Here is an 18,783-nt window from a genome sequence, read left to right as displayed (position 1 = left end):
ACAAATATACTAGTCCAAAGTATAAATGATATGGCAGAATCTATAAAAGAACAAGCTCAAGGCATAGGACAGATTAATGAATCTATTTCGCAGCTAGAGCAAACTACACAGCAAAATGTAGAAATTGCTAACAAATCACAAGATATAAGCACTGCAATAGATTCTGTTGCCGCTAAGATTCTAGAAGATGTGAATAGGAAGAGATTCTAGAGTGGAGGTTGTGGTTGGAGGGGATATTTTTAAATTAAAAAGAAGCTATAAAACTTTCATTTAATCCTTGAATGTTAATTTTAGAATTTCATAGATCTCTGTTTGTTGTGAAAAATATTTTTGCACTTTAGTTGGAAATTATGAAATGCTTCTAGGGGGATAAAAGTTTGCGTGAAAGTATTGGCGTGTGATCTGGCAATATTCAACACACCTATTAAGAACTTCATAACAACATATCTGCTCTGCTATTTATCACATAGCTATTTCTAGCATTTTAGATTCTCTATGATAGAGATAGATAAATTAAAAGATTGGTTAGAATCTATCATGCAATCTCGAAACAATTTCAACCAGCAAATAAGCCATACCAAATGTGTAAAACACAATAATATATTAATTAATCCCATGTTCTTCTGCACATATTCTCTCAAACTCTTGGTAGTATTTCCACGAAGCAATAATATCTGGTCTATGTGCTTTTATATGAATGAGTTCTTTATCAAGCATAGTTTTAAACTCTCTGCACAATTCTCTATCGCCCCTAAATATCTCCAACACATCATTTTCATGCTTGTTGTTTCTTTGTATATAATCTATACGCTTTTTTAGTTCATCTAGGAATCTCACCATATACGCCTTCACTTTACCTAGTGTTTCTTTGTCATCTTGCAAGGCTTTCAAATCATCTTCACTCATACTGAAAGCAACTTGGTCTAATAAGGGGTGTTTGTTGTCAAGTAACAATTTGTCGACATTAAGTAATAACATGTCAGCTTCGTATTTTCCTGTTACATAAATTTTCACTTCCCTGCCATTACTCACGCAGAGTAAACATGTAAGCGGCAAAAGAATTGAAATAATTCCCCATTTTATCTCCTCATAAAATCCCTTGTGTTCTTTTTTAGGCAACGCAAAATCAAACTTTTTGGCAAGTTGTAACATAGTTTCAAACACCTTGTCTGGCATAATTTCCTGTATGTCAAGGTAAGTGATATCTGAGCGCTTGGATAAAAAAGATAGGTTGCTATAATAAGCAAAAGAACAAGTAAATGCCCAATGCCTTAAAAGATTGTTGGTAATAAATGGTGTATTGCTATCTATCTCATAATGTTCATTATGGTAGCCCTTTCGATTAACAACATGATATGGATCATCAAAAATAGTGAAAGTATCTTTATGTCGCATTTCCTCTCTCAAATAATAGCCATGATTTATCATAGACTTCAATCGTGAAATAGGATCCCTTGTCGTAACTAAAATTTTGTCGTTTTCTTTGATTGTGTAAAGTGGTTTTTTAATTCGATCATTATCTGGCGTCCAAAGATGATCCACATATAAACATGCATATTTGCTATGCTGAGAATCTGTTGCGAAAAGCTGTCTATAGTCACATTCATGAATACCATTCTTTTGTAAAAAATTTGCCATAGCAAGCCCACCAGATAAACCATAGCGAATTAGAACGAACTTGTGGGGTGGGGGGGGCAGACGAAGCTCAAGAGCCAAATCAGCACATATATCTTCATAATTCACTTCCTCTGGGTTAAGTAGTGGTGGATAGAATTGTTTGTCGTCTTCATGTGTATTGATATTATTGTTATGTGCATGACAAAAATCTATGTAAGAGGAAGGTGCAATTGCATCACGATGTGTACCACCGCACTGTGCCTTTATATCTCCATTGATTGTTTTTACATGAATATCTGCCAAATACCCAACACCACCATATCGATTTTTAAAGCTTTGAGATTCTAACCATTCAATATGTTTTTTAAGGTTTTTTATAAAAAATGATGGACTAATAGCAATGATATTTCTATAATTTTCTTCAAGATGTTTATATGCCAATTTGAAAGTTTTAAACTGACTTTTATTTAAAACTATTTTGGGATAGAATTGCAACAACACAAAAATAGATCGTCTATTGAGTGATTTTATGCTTTTATGCAGACAATGCGACATGAAGGGCTTTATCCCATACTCCTTCAATATTCTCACACTTTTAGAATCTTTAAATCCCATATAAATCCTTAATACAATAGCACAAATCTCTCTTTCAGAGTGAAGATTAATCCAACAAAATGTGGCAATATACCCATTCCATTACGATAAATTCTTTAACAGCATTAAAAAGATTTCATGTAGTTTTTGAGACCAACATAAAACGACCAAGAACAAAAGCCAATTAACCTCTCAAACTCTCTAATCGTTCTTTTTTTGTGCCAATCTCTGTGATCTGTATAGCAAAGTTACCATCCACAACAACAACCTCGCCTTTTCCTATAATCTTATCATTTACTAAGATTTCCAATGGATCGCTTGCTAATTGGTTAAGCTCCACAACGCTACCAATATCCATTGAAATAACATCTTTTAAAAGCATTCTTTTCTGCCCAATGCGAACCTTTACACTCAGTCCAATATCTAGCAACATGCTGATATTTCGCATTTCTTTATCGCTTAAACTCACATCTTTACTTCCACTAGCTGTGTTAGCTGGTGCTTTTAAGTCTTTTGGGACATGTGTTAAAAGATTATTTTTTGTAAGCATGATAAGCTCTGATTTTACAGAATCTATACCTACATCAAAGCGACTTGCGGTATCAAAATCACTTAAACTCCCCTCACTCTCCACATTACCCACATCAGCGATAGCAAAAGAGAAATGTGGCAACTTCTCATGTCCGCCAAGTGCGGTGGCAAGGGCACCTGTGATAGATTGAAAGACTTCTTTTAAGCCGTCTTTATCATCATCATCCATCATATCTTTGCCGGTATCACCCTCTCCACCCATCATTAAATCAGGCAGGGCAGTGGCAAGATTCTCCGGCATGATAAAGCAAAGTGTGCTAACTTGTGAAGCCCCAAGCGATACATTTACCACAACTTTTCCAAATGGCGTGCCAAGCAAACTATCGCTTACTTCTGTATCTCCAGTGTGTGTAACGACTGCAGTTCTACCCATCATGCCATCAATAGTGGCTACCATTTCTTGTATAAAGAGTTCAATAAAATCATTCATTGCCAAATCCTTCATCTTGTAGGTCTGTTACTTTGCTCTTTCTTTGTGCTTCAAGCATTTCAATCATTTCTTTGACTTGATCTTTTTCTGTTTTAATCTCATCTAGAATCTGTATTGTTTTTCTAAATCTTTGTAAGCCAATTTTCGCACGATATTTATCCCTGCCATCAATGCTAACATGCACGGTGTCATCTGCTACTCTATCAAGCATGATTACATCGCCAACCTTTAGCTCTAGAATCTCTTTAAAGCTTAATTGTGTCCCACCAAGCATAGCCGCAATATGCACATCTGCACCACCGATTAGGGCTTGAAGCTCTCTATTCCTTGACTTTTTACCGCTTGTCTCACTCATCATTAAATCGCGACTTGCTAAACGGCTAAGGATTGTCTCAAGCGAGATAACAGGATAGCAAATATTCATCATACCACTACTATGCCCGATTACAATCTCCATAACAACCATAACGACAACTTCGTTTTGTGCCACTATTTGCACGACATTTGGACTTGATTCCTTCGCATCAATACTAGGGAAAATCTCTGCGACTGCCGCCCATGATTCCTTTAAGTTTTGCATGATTTGACGCAAAATCGTATCAAGCAGGTTTAGCTCAATATTTGAAAACTCCCTTGTATCATCATATTGATCGCCCCTACCGCCTAAAAGTCTATCAATCATAGGGAAAGCAATGCTTGGGTTAATCTCTAAAACTCCCGCACCATCCATAGGCTTGATAGAAAACACATTGAAGCTTGTAGGTGTAGGCAAACTCATCAAAAACTCACCATAAGTCATTTGATCCACACTATGCAGCTGAATCTCAACAATAGATCTCATAATCGCTGAAATCTGATTAGAAAGATTCCTTGCCATTTTATCATGGATAGACCTAAAACTTCTTAGCTGTTCTCTACTCACACGATTAGGTCGTCTAAAGTCATAGACTACAATCTGCTTTTCAGTAACTATCTCTGACTGCTCTGCCTCATCGACTGCACCTTCTTCATCGACAACATTTAAAAGGGAGTCAATTTCTTCTTGACTTAGAATCTTAGCCATTTGCTTCTCCTATCTCTCTGCGGATTTTTTTAATCACTTCCTTTGATATTTGTGAAATCCTAGATTCTGTAATATCTAAAACCTCACTAATCTCACTCAAACTTAACTCTTCTAAATAATAAAGCTGGATAATAAGCTGCTCTCTCTCTGTAAGCTTTGCTAAGACTTTTTGGATAATCTCCATTAATTCCTTTTGCTCACAATACTGCAAAATATCGCCATCTTCTAGTGCGTTAAACTGCTCATCAAGCGGGACAACCGCATAAATATCACTTGCAAGTCTTGCTTGATGAATCTTTTCAATATCTTCATTTAGCACCTTTGCAAGATATTCATTACTAGGCTCTTCTTCAAACTCATTAAAATAGCGTGAAACTTCTGCCTCAATCGCTTTAATAAGCTTTCTTGATGCCCTTGAAACAATATCAAGTGTCCGCAAATAATCAAGCATTGCACCATTAACACGCGTCTTTGCATAACCCCAAAAGGAATCATTCTTATTAGAATCATATCGTCTAGCAAGTTTGATAAGCTCTTCAGTCCCAATGGAAACCAAATCATTCATATCAACAGAGCTTGGCAATCTCTCTTTCAAGCGAAACGCCATAGCTTTAACTGCAGGCAAGTATTGCAAAGCAAGCTCATCTTGCGTATTTTTTAAATACTGATTATACGCATCTTGACCTCTTGCTGCCGCACTGAAAGCTTGTTGCATACCTTATCCTTTTTATTATCTTAGCTTTAACTCTCTGAACCTTGCAACCCTTTAATAAAGTTGCGAATGTCTTGTGCCTCTCGCTCTTTCTTATCAAACTCTTTGCGGTAATGCTCAAGACTTTCTTCTAAACGCTCTTTATGAAGTTTTGTGCCATGAGAATCCATAAACAAATAATACGCCGATATACACACCGTCGTAATAAGGTAAATCCCCATTGTAGCAAGTATCGTCCAAAGCACCATAAGCTCTGGCTCATCAAACTTTGCGATACCAAACATCAGCCCAAGAAAAAACCCTACTACAATAGCAAAACTCAAATAATTCTCTTGCTTCAACATACTCAATCCTTTGAATCTCTGTCGTCTTTAGGCAACTAGACATAAATGAAGCTACCCACAACACACTTGATTTAAAGCATAATTTGTTCCATAAATTGCGTATTATATCTTAAAAATGAAGATTCCTAGCTTATTTAAGATAGCCAAAAAGTTAGCATTTTGTTGTTTTTGGTGGTAATTTGCATATCGTTTGTTTTTAACTTCCATGCTACCATGATATATCAAAATTTAGCTATAACCTTGCAATTTGTTGTATTATTGCACACTATGTTTTTTTGTAGTATGAAAGGGATAATATTGTCTTGTAGTGAAATTAGAGCTTTAAAAGAGGCTTTTCCATATAGTCTGCCGATTATGGCAACCTATCTGTTGATGGGTGCTGTATTTGGTATTATGATGGCAAATGCTGGTTATAGCCCATGGATTAGTCTTTTTATGTCGGTTATTATTTATGCTGGGGCATTGCAGTATATTGCAGTGGCATGGCTTGCTGGTGGGGTTGGCTTTGTAAGTATTGCTTTGATTACTCTAAGTGTAAATGCGCGTCAATTCTTTTATGCGATAGCATGTCTCAAGCGATATAGCTTTAGTGGTTGGCGTAAATGGTATCTTATATTTAGCGTTACAGATGAAACCTTTGCGATACTGAATCTCAAGGAGCAAAAGAGCGCTCAAGCAAAGGTTATGCTAGATTCTACACAGCAAATCCATAATCAAAAGGTAATGTTTTATATCTCGTTGCTTAATCATTGTTACTGGATTGCTGGTTGTGTATGTGGGACTATACTTGGCAATGAAATTAGTTTTATCCGTGATATACAAGGGCTTGATTTTATCGTGGTTGCGACTTTTTGTGTGCTTTTGTATGAAAATATGCGATTAAAAGAGAATATGTTGCCTATTGCTATTGGTGTTTTTAGCACTTTGTTTTGCTTTATGTTAGATAGAGAACATTTTCTCTCTTATGCGTTGGTTATGATTGTATGTGTATTGCTTATTGTTAGGAAATATATGCAAAAAAAGGGCATATAATCTCTTTATTGCTTATTTGTAAATTACTAAGGGGGGGGGGTCTTTGTATAACCAATTATTATGTATAATATGGTTGAATTAGGATTGAAGTTTTAAAGTCTGTATAAAATCTAGGCAATCGAGATTCTTAAAAATGCGTTAAGTTGTTGTAGCATATTCAAATACAAGAACGAGTTAATAGAAAAGTCAATTTAACAACCCCTTTCACACTCTTTATAATCCCTGCTTTGTGGATTAAAGGTATCCACGCCCTTTTCTATCATCTCATCATACATTCTAAGTTTTGTCTCTAGCTTTTGTGAAATCTCTTGCAATGAAGCGATATGTGTTTGTAAATTCGCATAGCTTTTTTGCAATAATGCCCTGCGTTTTGGTGCAGTTTTAATGCCTCCACTTAAAGCATCCGCATACTCTCTAATTTCTTTCAGGCTCATTCCACACTGCCTAAGCCACTCTATCCACTTTAGCCACTCCATATCACTTTTTGCAAAATAACGCCCCCCCCCCCATTTTCATCGCGTTCTACAAATGGGAATAGCCCCTTATCAAGCCAGAATCTAATCTTTCTTGAAGGGATATTTGTTGCCCTCTCAACTTCTATGATTGTATATACCATTTGTTTTCCTTGTCATATTATTTTGCAGGGCATTTCTATAAATTATTTATGCCTTAGATATTTTTCTATAAAATCGCAACATTTTATATAATTATCATAGGATAAGCTTTGATTCTGCTTACAAAATTTTTTAAATTCTTGCAGGCTTTGTCGAATCTTTTTGCTTAATTTCTCATATAGTTGTTCACATTCTCTCTTATGTATCTTGTTGTAGATTAGTTTGTCTAGCGTCTCTATACGATACATATTTGCATAAAGTTTTATTTTAAGATTCTGTAATTCTTGTTTGAATAATTTTTGCATTTCATCATAGCTTAATGGATTTCCGTGCTTATAAGATACACATAAATGTTGAAAAATACGATAAAACACTAACCCTATGAGATCACTTTGAATCTTTTCGCACTCTATTTTTAATGCTATGCTATTACGAATATGAAGTAATGGTAGATTTACAGCCTTTAGGGTATAGCAATGCAATTCTTTGTGTATAATCGCCCAGTTAAAATCACTGCGACGATTATAGTGCTTCTTATTTGGTGTAAAATTTGGCAATTTTAGCAACAAAGGATTATAAATAATGCTATTTCCACCTCTATAAATAGAATCTGTTTGCAAGATTCCCACTTTGGTTTTAGGCATTGTAAGTTTTCTAGTGGCAATGTAGCCATTTTGAAGTTTTACTATCATATCTTTTAGAGACATATCACTAAAGAAAGGGTATTCTAAAAATGCAAAATCTTGACTGCTTAAATCATAATAATATTCTCTCCCAAAATAGTCTTTTTCTTGTGTTATCTTATGTGCAGGGTTATTTTGATTTTTCAATGTGTAGAATAAATCTAAAAGCTGCACTCTTAGCGTGCTTAAAAAGGTAGGGGTGGCTCTCCTACGACTCCGCCAAACAAGCAATCAATACCACTATCTTTATATGCAAAAATATGTGAGAGATAATCGATTCTATATGTTTTCTCTCCATCAAATCCACAAAATCTTAAATCATCATCAACAATCCAAGTTATAAAATCATTTCCATAACGCTTTGTCCCTATCTTATATACAAAATGTTGTAATTTTGTGCGCGAAATAGCAATGCTATTCTTTTTATCCATAATGCTTAAATGAAAGTTAAAAGGGTATTGACTTAAGATTTCTTGCATTTTTGTTTCTAGCTTAGTGCTTGTAAGCACACAGATTCTAATATTTAAATTTGGTTGCTTGGAAAGTGTGATTTTTACAAAAGATTCTAAAAGATCTTTTGCGTTTTTTGTATCAAAACAGGCAAAGGCTAAAATAAGATTTAAGTGTTTTATAGAATCTTGTTGTATTAAAGTTTTGTGTTTATTATCTTGTTTTTCTACATTTTTATAAGAATCCAAATGTGTAGAAGAATGAATCTTAAAGTCAAAAATATTTTTTGCTCTATTGAGTGATTTTTCTTGCAATACAGAAGAAAAGTCCCCTAAATACTTGCGGTAAAATAATTCTAAACCTCTATGTTTTGCTTCCCTATTTGTTGTAATTCTCCCCCTATCATCATCTGCGAAGTGAGATACTAATGGCTTATTTATAAATTTTGTTTGAATCTTTTTACAAACTTCCGTGTATTCTAAATAACGCATAATTAAATCTCTATCTGTCGTGCTAGGCATACTCTCATCAAATCCACCTATAGCAAAAAATACTCTCAAAGAGATAAAAAGATTACTTCCTTGTATATAGGGATTTTGCAAGAAAACATTTTCTTTTTGCAGCGTTTTTTTATTCGCTTGAAGAATTTTTGTTTCATTGGGTGTGTGATAGTAGATTCCACTAGCAATTAAGCCGACATTTTTATTTTTGTATAAAACTTTAAGGCATTCTTGCAAATATGTTATATCCCAGCAGTCATCATCCAAAAAGGCAAGATAGCATTTCTTTTTATTCTTGCAAATACTGAGCAAATGAAAAGCGGCACTATTCCACGCTCCTGTGCCAGAATGCTTTTTTGTGCGATTATTATCTATAATTTGTGTTGGAAAATTATCACTAAAACATAATTTATCTCTTATACTCTTAACTTTATTTTTAACCTTTTCTTTTTGTGTTTCATTAAAATCATCACAAGATACAATAACTCTAATTTTAGGCTTTATTTTAAGGGGTAATTGTTGCTTATAAACACTTTTCAATGCCCTGTCAAATAAACTTTCTATCCTATTGCTACTTAATGCAATAATTACACAAATCTCAACTGCAATGCGTCTTCCTATGCCATATTGTGAATGTGTATGCTTGATTGAAAGTGCAAATGTAAAACCAGCTTCATTTACAAAATCTCGCAATTCTTTATCATTTTTACCCTCTGGATAACAAAAAATATCTATTTTTGTATCAAGTAATTGCTCTAAAATTTGTTTAGATTCTAGAATCTCTTTTTTACTTTGTGCTTTATGTTGAGTAAGGTCGCGATGGAATAGTGTGTGAGAAGCAATTAAGCCATAATTTGCAAGTTCTTTAACCTCTTTAGAATCTAAGAAAATATGCGATAAATCTACCTTAAATTTTTCATAAAATTTGCAAAGAGTTTTAGAATCTTGCTTGATATAGTGTTGTTTTAATACCTCTATATTATTAAGAGTAATTGGTGTTAAAATAAGTTTAAAATACTCAAAAATTTCCTTTATTTTTCCTTTCTCAATTAAACAATACAATAAATCCATTCCACAAAGCATATTGTTTAAAGCATTATTCACATTTATGGAAAAAATTAAAGATTCTTTTTTGGATTATATTTATTTTGCAATATTTTAGCAATCTCTAAGTGCTCTTTAAAACCATCATCAAAACTTAAGCAAAAATACTTCTTTGGCTCATCTAAGCATTGCTTAATACTGCCAAATTTATATCCCCTTTCAAGATAAGATTCTATATACTGCTCTAATCTTAAAAGCCCTATTGCCATTTTTCTCTCAAAATAAATTGGACTTATTGCTTCTTCATATGCAATGCGATGAAAGCATAAAATGTGGGGCTTTATAGCTTCATTTCTTAAATTTTTATTAGAATCTCTAACAGATTTTAGAAAGTTTGCCTCATAACCATACTTAAAACTTCGTGTAATAATCCCATCTAAATCCTTTGGCAGACATTTACCACCAAAGCAATAGTCTTTATCTTCATTCATTATTAAAGTGTGAGTTTTTGTAATGCGTGGATCTTTTAGCCATAATTCTCTTACAATATCATAATTTGCCCCAAAAGTTTTACAAATCTTTTCAAATTCATTGCAAAAAGTAATTTTAGTTGCAGAAAATGAATTTTCCATATACTTGCATACTTCAGCATTGGTGCTTGTTGTTTTTATGTATTCTTTTGTTGGTCCAGCTACTTTTTTGAAAAATTTAATAATAGCAGAGCAGTCGTTATCCCTGCCACCAAAAATAAAATAAGGCGTCTTGACAACCTCTTTATCAAAATCATAAGGTGGTGGCAAGTAATAGCTACTTTCCCCAATATATTCAGGGCTACATACAAGTTTTAAATGCGGATATTTTTTTGATAAAGATTCAGTGCTTAATGGTGGTATGCTTGATTTAATCAATACAAGTTTTTCTTGTTTAATGTTTTCTAGCACTTCATGCACCGCACTCATATCTACACACCCGTTAGATAGGGCATTTGTTGGCACACAAACAAGCACTAATGAAACATTTTCAATAAAATCCATAGAATCTTGCAAGTAAGGGAAATCATCCTTTAAGCTAGGATTATTATCATACACAAATACTTCAAAATGATTTTTAAAAAATTCATAAAATGCCCTGCCAACATAACCATAGCCAATAATGCCAATTTTTTCTTTAGATTCTATAATATCCATATCATTCCTTTATAAGACTTAAAAACATAAAATCAGAATTATAGATTCTATAAGGACTTGTGTTTGTGTCTCCGCTTTGAAAAAGATTTTCTATTTTAAGATTAAAACGCTTAAAAAGATTCTCATAAAATCCCAAAGGATAATGAAAGTCAAGTCTATCTCTTTTTGTAGCAAACATTGTTTTTGTAATAATGTGTTGTGTCTCATAAAAGTCGCTACTTTTACGCTCTTGTATATTAGATTTTGCGTTATAAAAAAGTGGATTACAGATCACAATAAAAATATGCTTTTTACTCAATAACACAAGATTATTCATAATAGAATCAATAATTTTTAAGGCCTCTTCTTGCGTATCTGCTAGATGATGGCATAGCACTAGAGAGCATAAGACAGAATCAAACCGCTTCTTTGTTTGTATAAAGTTTTCTAACTCTTTATCAATAATAATTTTTTCAAAAGCCTTTTGATATTTATCTTTAATAATATCTTTGCTGATTTCATAACCTACGACGCTTTTACCTATTTTATTTATATAAGCGATTTCTCCACTTCCAGCACCATAATCAAAAATGCTTTTATACTGCAGATTCTCTTTATAAAAATCTCTTATTAAAGTTTTATGCAGTCCAAAAGCCCCAATTTTTGAGAAAAATCTTTGATATTCGCTTAAGAGATTCTCACATTGTAAAAATTTCTCTAAGACACTAAAATCTTCTTGTGTATTAAGTGGGCTAAGAAACTCCTTGATACTATCAAGTTTGCATAAATGATTCTGTAATTTATAAATCGCAAATGCCCTTCTACACATACTCTTAAAAAATGCATCACTATAAGAGACAAAATCCCAGCCAATATCACAAATAACAAGCCTATCGTTTTGCGTATCAATTAATAAGTTTTAGGCTGCATATCACAACACACAATACCTGCATAATAAAAATCTGAAAGTAACTCTATATATGCAGTATAAGGCATAGGTTTAAAAGGTTTTGTTTCAAAATACTCATACGATATGATCAATATATCATTATTATAATATATCTCAAAAGGCAGGCTAAAACGCGTATTTTTAAGTTGTTTAGAGAGTGGTTCTAACTGAAAATAAAGCCTTGAAATATAGGGGGAGTGTTTAAAAAGTTTATATATCTTTTTCCTATCTGTGAATACAAAGCCCTCACTTCCTTGACCTAAAAAAGTCTAATCCCACCTCAATATCACAATGTGCTTTAATAATATCTTTTGCTTCTTGTTTTGTCATATCTTTTTTAATACCTGCAAAAGCCTTTTGATAAAGGGGTAATTTCTCTCTTAAAATCTCTATAACTTCGCTTGCGTTGTTTGCAAAATAGATTTTATCTTTTCGTCTAGAATCTAGTGTTCTGTTTTTAAACTCACCACCATAACCATAATTTGAAAGTGCGATAATTAATTTACCAAGCTGCCAAGCAAAAGCCATTTCACTAAGACTTCCACTCTCCCCGCCAATAATTACCATAGCATCACAAACACTTGCCACGCAAACATTTCTTGCTATATCAAACCCAAGCGGCAATGCCCTATCAATGTAGGGATTTGCGATACTTTTATCATAGTTTGGAATAAGTCCCAATATCTGTCCATCGTTATAATTATTAGCACATCTAGCACCAAGAGAGACAGCCTCCATTACGCCACCTAACCCACCATTTGCGATAACATAACCCTCTTGTATAAGCTTTTTACCTAAATCTCGTGCTAAATCTTGTATTATTTGTTTATCTTTTTCTTCCAAACGCTCTAAGCTTGCATATCCAATAACAGCAATAATCTTACGCATATAAACTCCGCAGAATTTAAAATAAAAATCGTAGTGTATCGTTTTTTTTGAAGTCAAGGAACAATTTAGCCTGTGCTACATGTCTTTAAGCTAACATACATATGTCCAAACTTAAGTTCATCTTGTTTGCAGTTAAGCAGAATATATGATCATAGAAATGCAATTAACCATATTCTTGTGGATACTTTCTATTTCTAAAAACCGCAATAAGCACAACTTGAACAAGATTAATGCAGCTTGTTAAACCCCCGCACTCACACTTAGTTATTTAGAAACCTAAAATGATTTTGTTATAATACTTAAAATTTTATGGCTTCACAAAAAGGGATTCTATGCAAAATACACGCCTTATAACATTTATATTGCGACATTATTTAAAGTTTGATAAAACGCAGCCTTTTATATCAATCACTGCGATTTTAGCCTTTCTTGGTGTGGGTGTGGGCGTTATGGTGCTTTTAGTAACGATGAGTATTATGAATGGCATGATAAAAGAGTTTGAACACAAGCTTTTTATAATGAATTATCCAATTACTATTTTTGCAACTTCTAATAGGGGGCTATCAAAAGAGCTTTTAGAGTATTTAGAAGAAAAGTTTCCAAAATTAAAATTTAGTCCATATATGCAAACACAAGCAGTAATCCGCATGAATGCAGAAATATATCCACTCGTTGTGTATGCAATCGATCTAGAGAGAGAGAAAAATGTTAATAAGGTCTTATATGAAAGTCGCACAAAAGAGTTTAGCAATACCTTTAATCTCATTATGGGTGAGACATTTTACTATTCACTTGGGCTAAATAAAGATGAAAAAGTTACACTCATATTTACAGAGCTTGCCCCAACAGGCATAGCCCTTACTCCAAAGATGAAAAAATTTGGCATTGATGGCACTTTTACAAGTGGTCTGCGAAACTATGATAACTCTATCGTTTATACGACTTTTGAGGCATTACAAGCATTGCGTGGTGTGGGAAATGGGGCTTATGAAGGATTTCATATTTTTTCTAATGAGCCTATGAAAGATATAGAATCTATCCGCCTTGCTATAGAATCTTATATGAAAGAGAGTGGCAATATCGTGCATGCAGAGGCACAAGGCTGGTGGGAGCAAAATGGCAATTTCTTTGCGGCTATGGAGCTAGAGAAAAAGGCTTTGTTTTTAGTGCTTATGCTAATTATTCTTATGGCGAGTTTAAATATTATTAGCTCATTGCTTATGGTTGTGATGAATAGGCGAAAAGAGATTGCCCTGCTAATTAGCCTTGGGGCAAGTAAGAAGCATGTAAAGCAGATATTTTTCCGCTTAGGTGCTGTGATTGGCGGGAGTGGCATTGTATTTGGTGTTATTGGAGCATTTATTGTCATGTGGATTCTAAAGACTTTTGATATTATCTCAATCCCTGCTGATGTGTATGGTGTATCTAAACTGCCTATTGAGTTACTTTGGAGTGATTTATTATGGACTATCATTGGAGCATGTGTTATTGTGTGCTTATCGTCATATTATCCTGCTAAAAAAGCAAGCAAAATAGATGTATTGCAAGTCTTGCGTAATGAGTAGAATTTTAGATTATTGTGTTTGAAAATACATGTTTTTAGATATAATATAAAGTTTTATGTTTTGTCATAACTTAAGGAGCAATAATGCTAGAAGGGCAAATTATAAGTTTAGATCCTGCAAATAAAGAGGGTAAAGTAGAGCAAACACTCAATAAACGCGTTTATCCATTTACCTTTGATGTGTGGCAGGGCGAAGAAGAAGAGCTAGCAACAAACATTGAGGTTGAATTTGTAGTAGAAAATCGCGTTGTCGTAAAAATGCAATTAAAAATTTCACTAGAAGATGAAGAGGCAATACCTGTTACAAAATCTCCAGAAGATTGCATTAACGAATATTTCGCAAGAGAAAAGAATATCTTAAGCCATCATCATGATTTTATTGAGGGCAATAAAGAGCTTGACTTTATGCGTATGAAACGCTTTTTATTCACAGCTTATAATGATTTGTGTGATTTAGATTCTATGCTTGAAAACAAAGAGTTAAAAGCGATTAAGCATGAAGTCGCTTCGCTTTATAGAGACTTTGAAGAGTATAACAAAAAGACGCAATATCCACTACCCTATGCTTTTGAGAGAATCTTTTTAGTGCGACAAGTCTCTTACACTCATTTAGAGCAATATATCGAAGATGTGAAAATAGGCATGGCAGGTGCAAAGGCAGAATCTGAACCGCTTGGCAGAAGACTCGAAGAAGAAGAGCGAACTTTAAGACTAATGCCTGATAAAAAAAGCAAGGAATACTTAGAGTTTGAAAAAGAAGTTAAGGTATTACGCCGTAGATTTGTAGATTTGATAGATTATATCGCCAAACAAAAAGATGTTATCGCAAGGGAGAGTGCGAGATTGCAAGTCTTTAAAGAAAAGCATTTTCAAACCTTTGCTGATGTATTTGCCCCTATGACTGCTGAAATAAAGGGGCGTTTTATAAAGCTACTTAATACAAAAGGTTATGAGCTAGATAAGGCAATGTGGGCGCGTGCAAAGACAAATCAGTATGTAAAGAAATTTTTCCGCGATGCAGACATTCATGGCGGATATAACTCAAAGACTTACCTACGCTATTTTCTCAAAGGGCTTGATAAGAATAAGGTCGTATCCGCAAAGACAAAAGAGCTTTTTGGACTGCTAAAAGATTTAGAAAAGCTTAGTATGCAAAATGTCATGGTGATACAAGAAAACGACACAAAGTCATTTAAATCCCAACAGCTAATTGAACGCGTAGATTCTGGACTTAAGGTAACAATTGAACACAATCCTTTTGATGCACTTGCAAAGTTAGGGGCAAAACCACAAGATATAGTTGTGCTTGATTATAAAAACATGGGATTACTAGCCTTTGATTTCATACGAGAATATAAAGCAACGCCAAATGCGAAAAACCCTGTGTTTATCGTAGTTACACCCACACCACTTGAATACGATGTAATGGAGGAAGGCAGAGAAATCGGCGTAGAATATTATGTATTAGCAAATGACGCTGAAGGCTTCTCTGATGCTATACGAATGGTTATTTAATCGCGTTTTCTTTACTAAAGATTCCAGATTGTTTTGTGTCTTAGGACTGGGTTACAAATGCTGGGATTTTTTTGTTTGTTGGATAATATTAGGTTGTGATACTTTGGAGTTTAAAGCAAATTATGTAGTATTTAAGCATTATGTATTAGTTTAGGTTTTCTTAATCCGCAGCAAGCTAGATTCTAAGTTGTGCTAAAATCTAAAATAACAAAAATCTTAAAGCGCGTTTGTATAAAAACTTGCTATAATCCATATATTTATTTTAAGGGGAAAAGATGCGTGTTATAGAGAGTGAAAGTAAGCAAGGAGCTTATATTATCGTTATATTTGGGTTGATTGCTGCATACTTTGGATTCTATATTTTGACTGGGATTTTGTTGCTTATGTTATTAGCATGGCTATTTTTTTGTAGTTCAAAACTCATTAATCCCACAATACCAAATGCCATAGTATCGCCAATTAGCGGTGTGATAGAAAATATCACTCACAATGGAGATTGTGTTGAGTTTAGCATAAAAGCACGCAGAAATGGCAGGATCTATTCTCCAAGCGACCTGCATGATATAAGCGTGAAAAAATATCATGGATTCTATTTCTTACGCAAGAGTAAGCTATCAAATCAACTTGGTGTAAAAGAACTCATGCAAGCAAAGACAATGCTAGATAATGAGAATCTTTCCATAAAGATTGAAGTCTTGCCTAGAGTGTTGCGTTTCTGTGGTTTATATGATGGTAAGCTAGAGTCGCTCTTTTTAGAGAAAATTGGCTTTTTAAATGTAGGGTTATTACGCATAAGCATTAAAGGAGAGAATCTCAAGGTCCTTGCAAAAGAGCATGAGAGAGTGCTAGGTGGCAGCTCACCGCTTATTACTGTTGAAAAATAATCGCTTTAAATGATTATTAACCTAATTAGATTATAATCACTTCAATATGCTAGATTCTAAAAAGCAAGACTTTATAAGCTTTTAGAATCTAAGATATGATTGCTTATCACAAGATTCTAAAACATAATATTATTTAATAATTTATACATGCCTTGCATAAAGACATAGTACAAAATCCATTTTGGATTCTAAATACTCTAACAATAATAATTCTAAATTCAAGCAGTGATAAATAAATGCAGAATCTAAGATCACACAAACTAAAATCTTTAATATCTAAAAGTTTTATGCAGGGCTATTATCAAAGCTATCATATCTATAAATAATACACACTCTAATCGCATAGAATCTTTTCGTAAAGAATATAAAAGAGATTATAGAATCTTTTATTTAAAACATAAAGCATATAAAACTACATAATTAAATTTGATAGAATAAAAATACAAAGAAAAAAGAAGTATAGAATCTAAAAAGCCACATCTACCCAAAGATATATGAAAAACTATATCAAAGGTAAATGTGGCGTAATCTATTTTAAGATAGGGGCTTACAGACTCTATGTTGCAAACCTATTTGCTTTAAAAGCTTTTACTATTGTAAAAGTCTTAAAACATTTTGTTGCACTGCATTAGCTTGAGCCATAGCAAAGCTACCAGATTGAGCCAAGATATTATGCTTAGAGAATGTCGCAGATTCTTGTGCGAAATCCACATCTCTAATTTGACTTTCAGCCGCTTTAACATTAACTTGCGTGATAGAAATGTTGTTGATTGTAGCAACAAGCTGCATTTGCACAGAACCCATATCAGCACGGATTTTATCAAGCTGCCTTGTAGCAGATTCTGCCATATCCATAACAACCATCGCACCGCGAAGTGATGTTACACCTGCACCGATACCATCTTTATTCTGCACTGCTTGAGCCGCATTTGCGTTTGCACCGCTTGCACTTGCGATATTTGCGTCCATATTACCGCGAACAGAACGCAAATTCACGGTGTATTGTGCGATACCTTGAGCTGAATGGAATCCAACACTACTAAAGTTTGTCCCAGATACAATAATATCTCTTGCATCTGTCCTTACAAGGCTTATACGACCTACAATAGCGTGATTTGTGCCAGATACTCCAGCAAAGCTACCGCCACCAAGCACCGCACCTGTTTTACCTTCAGCATGCACAGATATAGCACGACCATCAAGACTTCTAAGGTTTAATCTACCCTCGATATCCACATACGCTTCTACACCTGTTCTTTCTTTAATTGAGTTAAAGGCATTAATCAATCTACCATCAGCATCATTTTTACGCACATCATTGATTGTCCCAATAGTTGTGCCATTTACAACTAAGCCATGCACCGTTCCAGATTGCACCGGCACACCACCAGTCCCAAGCACCGTTGCATACGCACGCACACCGAGTGTATCAGAGAATTTATTAATAGTATCTGCTAATACACCAATACCTGTGCCAGCACTTGTAGAAATGACTGCAGTCTCAAGCTTGTAGTCTTTCTTTCCATCAACTTGGCGGAATTTCAATGCCACCTCTTTAAGATTCTTAGCACCAGCACTAGCAAGCATACCAATACCTGTTACAGATGAGCTTTCAAGTCTTACATGCCCGATTTTATCTGAGCTTGTTGGACCGATTGAAGCTTTCACCGTTGTATTAGAATACGCACCGATTTGGAACTCTTTGTTAGAGAAAGCACCAGACAGCATTTGCTGCCCGTTGTAGCTTGTTGTATTAGCGATATTGTCAAGCTCTTCTAAAAGTCGCACAATATCGTTTTGCAACGCGCGTCTTGATTCAGTGGTTTGCCCATCTTGAGCTGCTTGGATTGCTTTAACCTTTACGGTATCAAGAATCTTTAGCTGCTCATCCATTGCTTTATCCGCAATCTGAATCATACCGATAGCATCATTTGCGTTGCCGATTGCCTGTCCTAATGAACTTGCTTGACTACGCAAACTATCTGCGATTGACATACCTGAAGCATCATCTGCCGCCTTGTTAATCCTCAAACCAGAGCTTAACTTCTCTAACGAGTTAGCTATTGCCCTATTGTTTTGCACACCGATGGTATGCGCATTGAGTGCCGCGATATTTGTATTTATCCTAAAACTCATATTTGCA

17 protein-coding genes and 1 pseudogene are annotated in these 18,783 nt (G+C 34.3%); 5 read left to right on the top strand and 13 right to left on the bottom strand.

Annotated features, from left to right (window positions below; all coding sequences use genetic code 11):
- A pseudogene (locus tag C6H08_RS03205) lies at nt 1-210 on the top strand (methyl-accepting chemotaxis protein); the annotation flags it as partial.
- A gap of 393 nt (nt 211-603) precedes the next feature.
- Here C6H08_RS03205 and C6H08_RS03200 read toward each other — a convergent pair.
- The 5 genes from C6H08_RS03200 to C6H08_RS03180 form a co-directional block, all read right to left on the bottom strand.
- A complete protein-coding gene (locus C6H08_RS03200) occupies nt 604-2,232 on the bottom strand; it encodes a DUF2972 domain-containing protein (protein WP_034579762.1) in 1,629 nt (542 codons plus the stop codon).
- A gap of 163 nt (nt 2,233-2,395) precedes the next feature.
- On the bottom strand, nt 2,396-3,232 hold the full coding sequence (gene fliY / locus C6H08_RS03195) for a flagellar motor switch protein FliY (protein WP_034579765.1): 837 nt from the start codon (nt 3,230-3,232) through the stop codon (nt 2,396-2,398).
- Nucleotides 3,225-4,295 (bottom strand): flagellar motor switch protein FliM, encoded by a 1,071-nt coding sequence (fliM, locus tag C6H08_RS03190; RefSeq protein ID WP_034563346.1) that lies wholly within the window; start codon nt 4,293-4,295, stop codon nt 3,225-3,227. The genes fliY and fliM overlap by 8 nt, the downstream gene beginning before the upstream one ends.
- A complete protein-coding gene (locus C6H08_RS03185) occupies nt 4,288-5,010 on the bottom strand; it encodes an RNA polymerase sigma factor FliA (RefSeq protein WP_034563348.1) in 723 nt (240 codons plus the stop codon). The genes fliM and C6H08_RS03185 overlap by 8 nt, the downstream gene beginning before the upstream one ends.
- A gap of 26 nt (nt 5,011-5,036) precedes the next feature.
- Nucleotides 5,037-5,351, bottom strand: a complete 315-nt coding sequence (locus C6H08_RS03180) for a hypothetical protein (RefSeq protein WP_034563350.1) — start codon at nt 5,349-5,351, stop codon at nt 5,037-5,039.
- 297 nt (nt 5,352-5,648) lie between these two features.
- Between C6H08_RS03180 and C6H08_RS03175 the strand changes: the two genes are divergently transcribed.
- Nucleotides 5,649-6,383, top strand: coding sequence for an AzlC family ABC transporter permease (locus tag C6H08_RS03175; protein ID WP_052092749.1), 735 nt, complete (start codon nt 5,649-5,651; stop codon nt 6,381-6,383).
- A 191-nt stretch (nt 6,384-6,574) separates the two neighbouring features.
- Here C6H08_RS03175 and C6H08_RS11815 read toward each other — a convergent pair whose 3' ends face one another.
- The 7 genes from C6H08_RS11815 to C6H08_RS03145 form a co-directional block, all read right to left on the bottom strand.
- Complete coding sequence (locus C6H08_RS11815) at nt 6,575-6,817, bottom strand: MerR family transcriptional regulator (RefSeq protein ID WP_233708461.1); 243 nt, start codon at nt 6,815-6,817, stop codon at nt 6,575-6,577.
- A 29-nt stretch (nt 6,818-6,846) separates the two neighbouring features.
- Entirely contained in the window at nt 6,847-6,999 is a 153-nt protein-coding gene (locus tag C6H08_RS11810) for a MerR family DNA-binding transcriptional regulator (protein ID WP_267892865.1), read from the bottom strand.
- Between the two features lie 42 nt (nt 7,000-7,041).
- Nucleotides 7,042-7,854 (bottom strand): hypothetical protein, encoded by an 813-nt coding sequence (locus C6H08_RS03165; RefSeq protein ID WP_034579672.1) that lies wholly within the window; start codon nt 7,852-7,854, stop codon nt 7,042-7,044.
- Nucleotides 7,855-7,865: 11 nt separating this feature from the next.
- Complete coding sequence (locus tag C6H08_RS03160) at nt 7,866-9,692, bottom strand: polysaccharide deacetylase family protein (protein ID WP_158656796.1); 1,827 nt, start codon at nt 9,690-9,692, stop codon at nt 7,866-7,868.
- A 56-nt stretch (nt 9,693-9,748) separates the two neighbouring features.
- A complete protein-coding gene (locus C6H08_RS03155) occupies nt 9,749-10,861 on the bottom strand; it encodes a Rossmann-fold NAD(P)-binding domain-containing protein (protein WP_034579670.1) in 1,113 nt (370 codons plus the stop codon).
- A gap of 1 nt (nt 10,862) precedes the next feature.
- A complete protein-coding gene (locus tag C6H08_RS03150) occupies nt 10,863-11,669 on the bottom strand; it encodes a methyltransferase domain-containing protein (RefSeq protein WP_034563358.1) in 807 nt (268 codons plus the stop codon).
- Between the two features lie 366 nt (nt 11,670-12,035).
- The gene (locus tag C6H08_RS03145; RefSeq protein ID WP_052092752.1) at nt 12,036-12,677 is read right to left on the bottom strand and encodes an SLOG cluster 4 domain-containing protein; all 642 of its coding nucleotides are present in this window, start codon (nt 12,675-12,677) and stop codon (nt 12,036-12,038) included.
- Between the two features lie 332 nt (nt 12,678-13,009).
- Between C6H08_RS03145 and C6H08_RS03140 the strand changes: the two genes are divergently transcribed.
- The 3 genes from C6H08_RS03140 to C6H08_RS03130 all read left to right on the top strand — a co-directional run bounded on the left by C6H08_RS03140 (nt 13,010) and on the right by C6H08_RS03130 (nt 16,640).
- On the top strand, nt 13,010-14,242 hold the full coding sequence (locus C6H08_RS03140) for an ABC transporter permease (protein ID WP_005216990.1): 1,233 nt from the start codon (nt 13,010-13,012) through the stop codon (nt 14,240-14,242).
- An 83-nt stretch (nt 14,243-14,325) separates the two neighbouring features.
- Nucleotides 14,326-15,756 carry a response regulator gene (locus C6H08_RS03135; protein WP_034580114.1) on the top strand — a complete coding sequence of 477 codons (1,431 nt, stop codon included), beginning with the start codon at nt 14,326-14,328 and terminating at the stop codon, nt 15,754-15,756.
- 275 nt (nt 15,757-16,031) lie between these two features.
- Nucleotides 16,032-16,640: a hypothetical protein gene (locus C6H08_RS03130; protein WP_034563362.1), complete on the top strand. Its 609-nt coding sequence runs from the start codon at nt 16,032-16,034 to the stop codon at nt 16,638-16,640.
- A 591-nt stretch (nt 16,641-17,231) separates the two neighbouring features.
- On the opposite strand, the gene C6H08_RS03125 is transcribed toward C6H08_RS03130, so the two are convergent.
- Nucleotides 17,232-18,776, bottom strand: coding sequence for a flagellin A (locus tag C6H08_RS03125; RefSeq protein ID WP_004086178.1), 1,545 nt, complete (start codon nt 18,774-18,776; stop codon nt 17,232-17,234).
- Between the last annotated feature and the right edge of the window lie 7 nt (nt 18,777-18,783).

The sequence above is a fragment of the Helicobacter bilis genome (genome assembly GCF_900198365.1).
GTDB classification, from domain to species: Bacteria; Campylobacterota; Campylobacteria; order Campylobacterales; family Helicobacteraceae; genus Helicobacter_A; species Helicobacter_A bilis_B.
Note: the sequence above shows the minus strand (reverse complement) of the source record. Positions and strands in the feature narration are given on the sequence as shown.

Coding starts and splice junctions, on each gene's coding strand:
- C6H08_RS03200 (WP_034579762.1), bottom strand. CDS start 2,232: ATGGGATTTAAAGATTCTAAAAGTGTGAGAATATTGAAGGAGTATGGG.
- fliY (WP_034579765.1), bottom strand. CDS start 3,232: ATGAATGATTTTATTGAACTCTTTATACAAGAAATGGTAGCCACTATT.
- fliM (WP_034563346.1), bottom strand. CDS start 4,295: ATGGCTAAGATTCTAAGTCAAGAAGAAATTGACTCCCTTTTAAATGTT.
- C6H08_RS03185 (WP_034563348.1), bottom strand. CDS start 5,010: ATGCAACAAGCTTTCAGTGCGGCAGCAAGAGGTCAAGATGCGTATAAT.
- C6H08_RS03180 (WP_034563350.1), bottom strand. CDS start 5,351: ATGTTGAAGCAAGAGAATTATTTGAGTTTTGCTATTGTAGTAGGGTTT.
- C6H08_RS11815 (WP_233708461.1), bottom strand. CDS start 6,817: ATGAGCCTGAAAGAAATTAGAGAGTATGCGGATGCTTTAAGTGGAGGC.
- C6H08_RS11810 (WP_267892865.1), bottom strand. CDS start 6,999: ATGGTATATACAATCATAGAAGTTGAGAGGGCAACAAATATCCCTTCA.
- C6H08_RS03155 (WP_034579670.1), bottom strand. CDS start 10,861: ATGGATATTATAGAATCTAAAGAAAAAATTGGCATTATTGGCTATGGT.
- C6H08_RS03150 (WP_034563358.1), bottom strand. CDS start 11,669: ATGTGTAGAAGGGCATTTGCGATTTATAAATTACAGAATCATTTATGC.
- C6H08_RS03145 (WP_052092752.1), bottom strand. CDS start 12,677: ATGCGTAAGATTATTGCTGTTATTGGATATGCAAGCTTAGAGCGTTTG.
- C6H08_RS03140 (WP_005216990.1), top strand. CDS start 13,010: ATGCAAAATACACGCCTTATAACATTTATATTGCGACATTATTTAAAG.
- C6H08_RS03135 (WP_034580114.1), top strand. CDS start 14,326: ATGCTAGAAGGGCAAATTATAAGTTTAGATCCTGCAAATAAAGAGGGT.
- C6H08_RS03130 (WP_034563362.1), top strand. CDS start 16,032: ATGCGTGTTATAGAGAGTGAAAGTAAGCAAGGAGCTTATATTATCGTT.
- C6H08_RS03125 (WP_004086178.1), bottom strand. CDS start 18,776: ATGAGTTTTAGGATAAATACAAATATCGCGGCACTCAATGCGCATACC.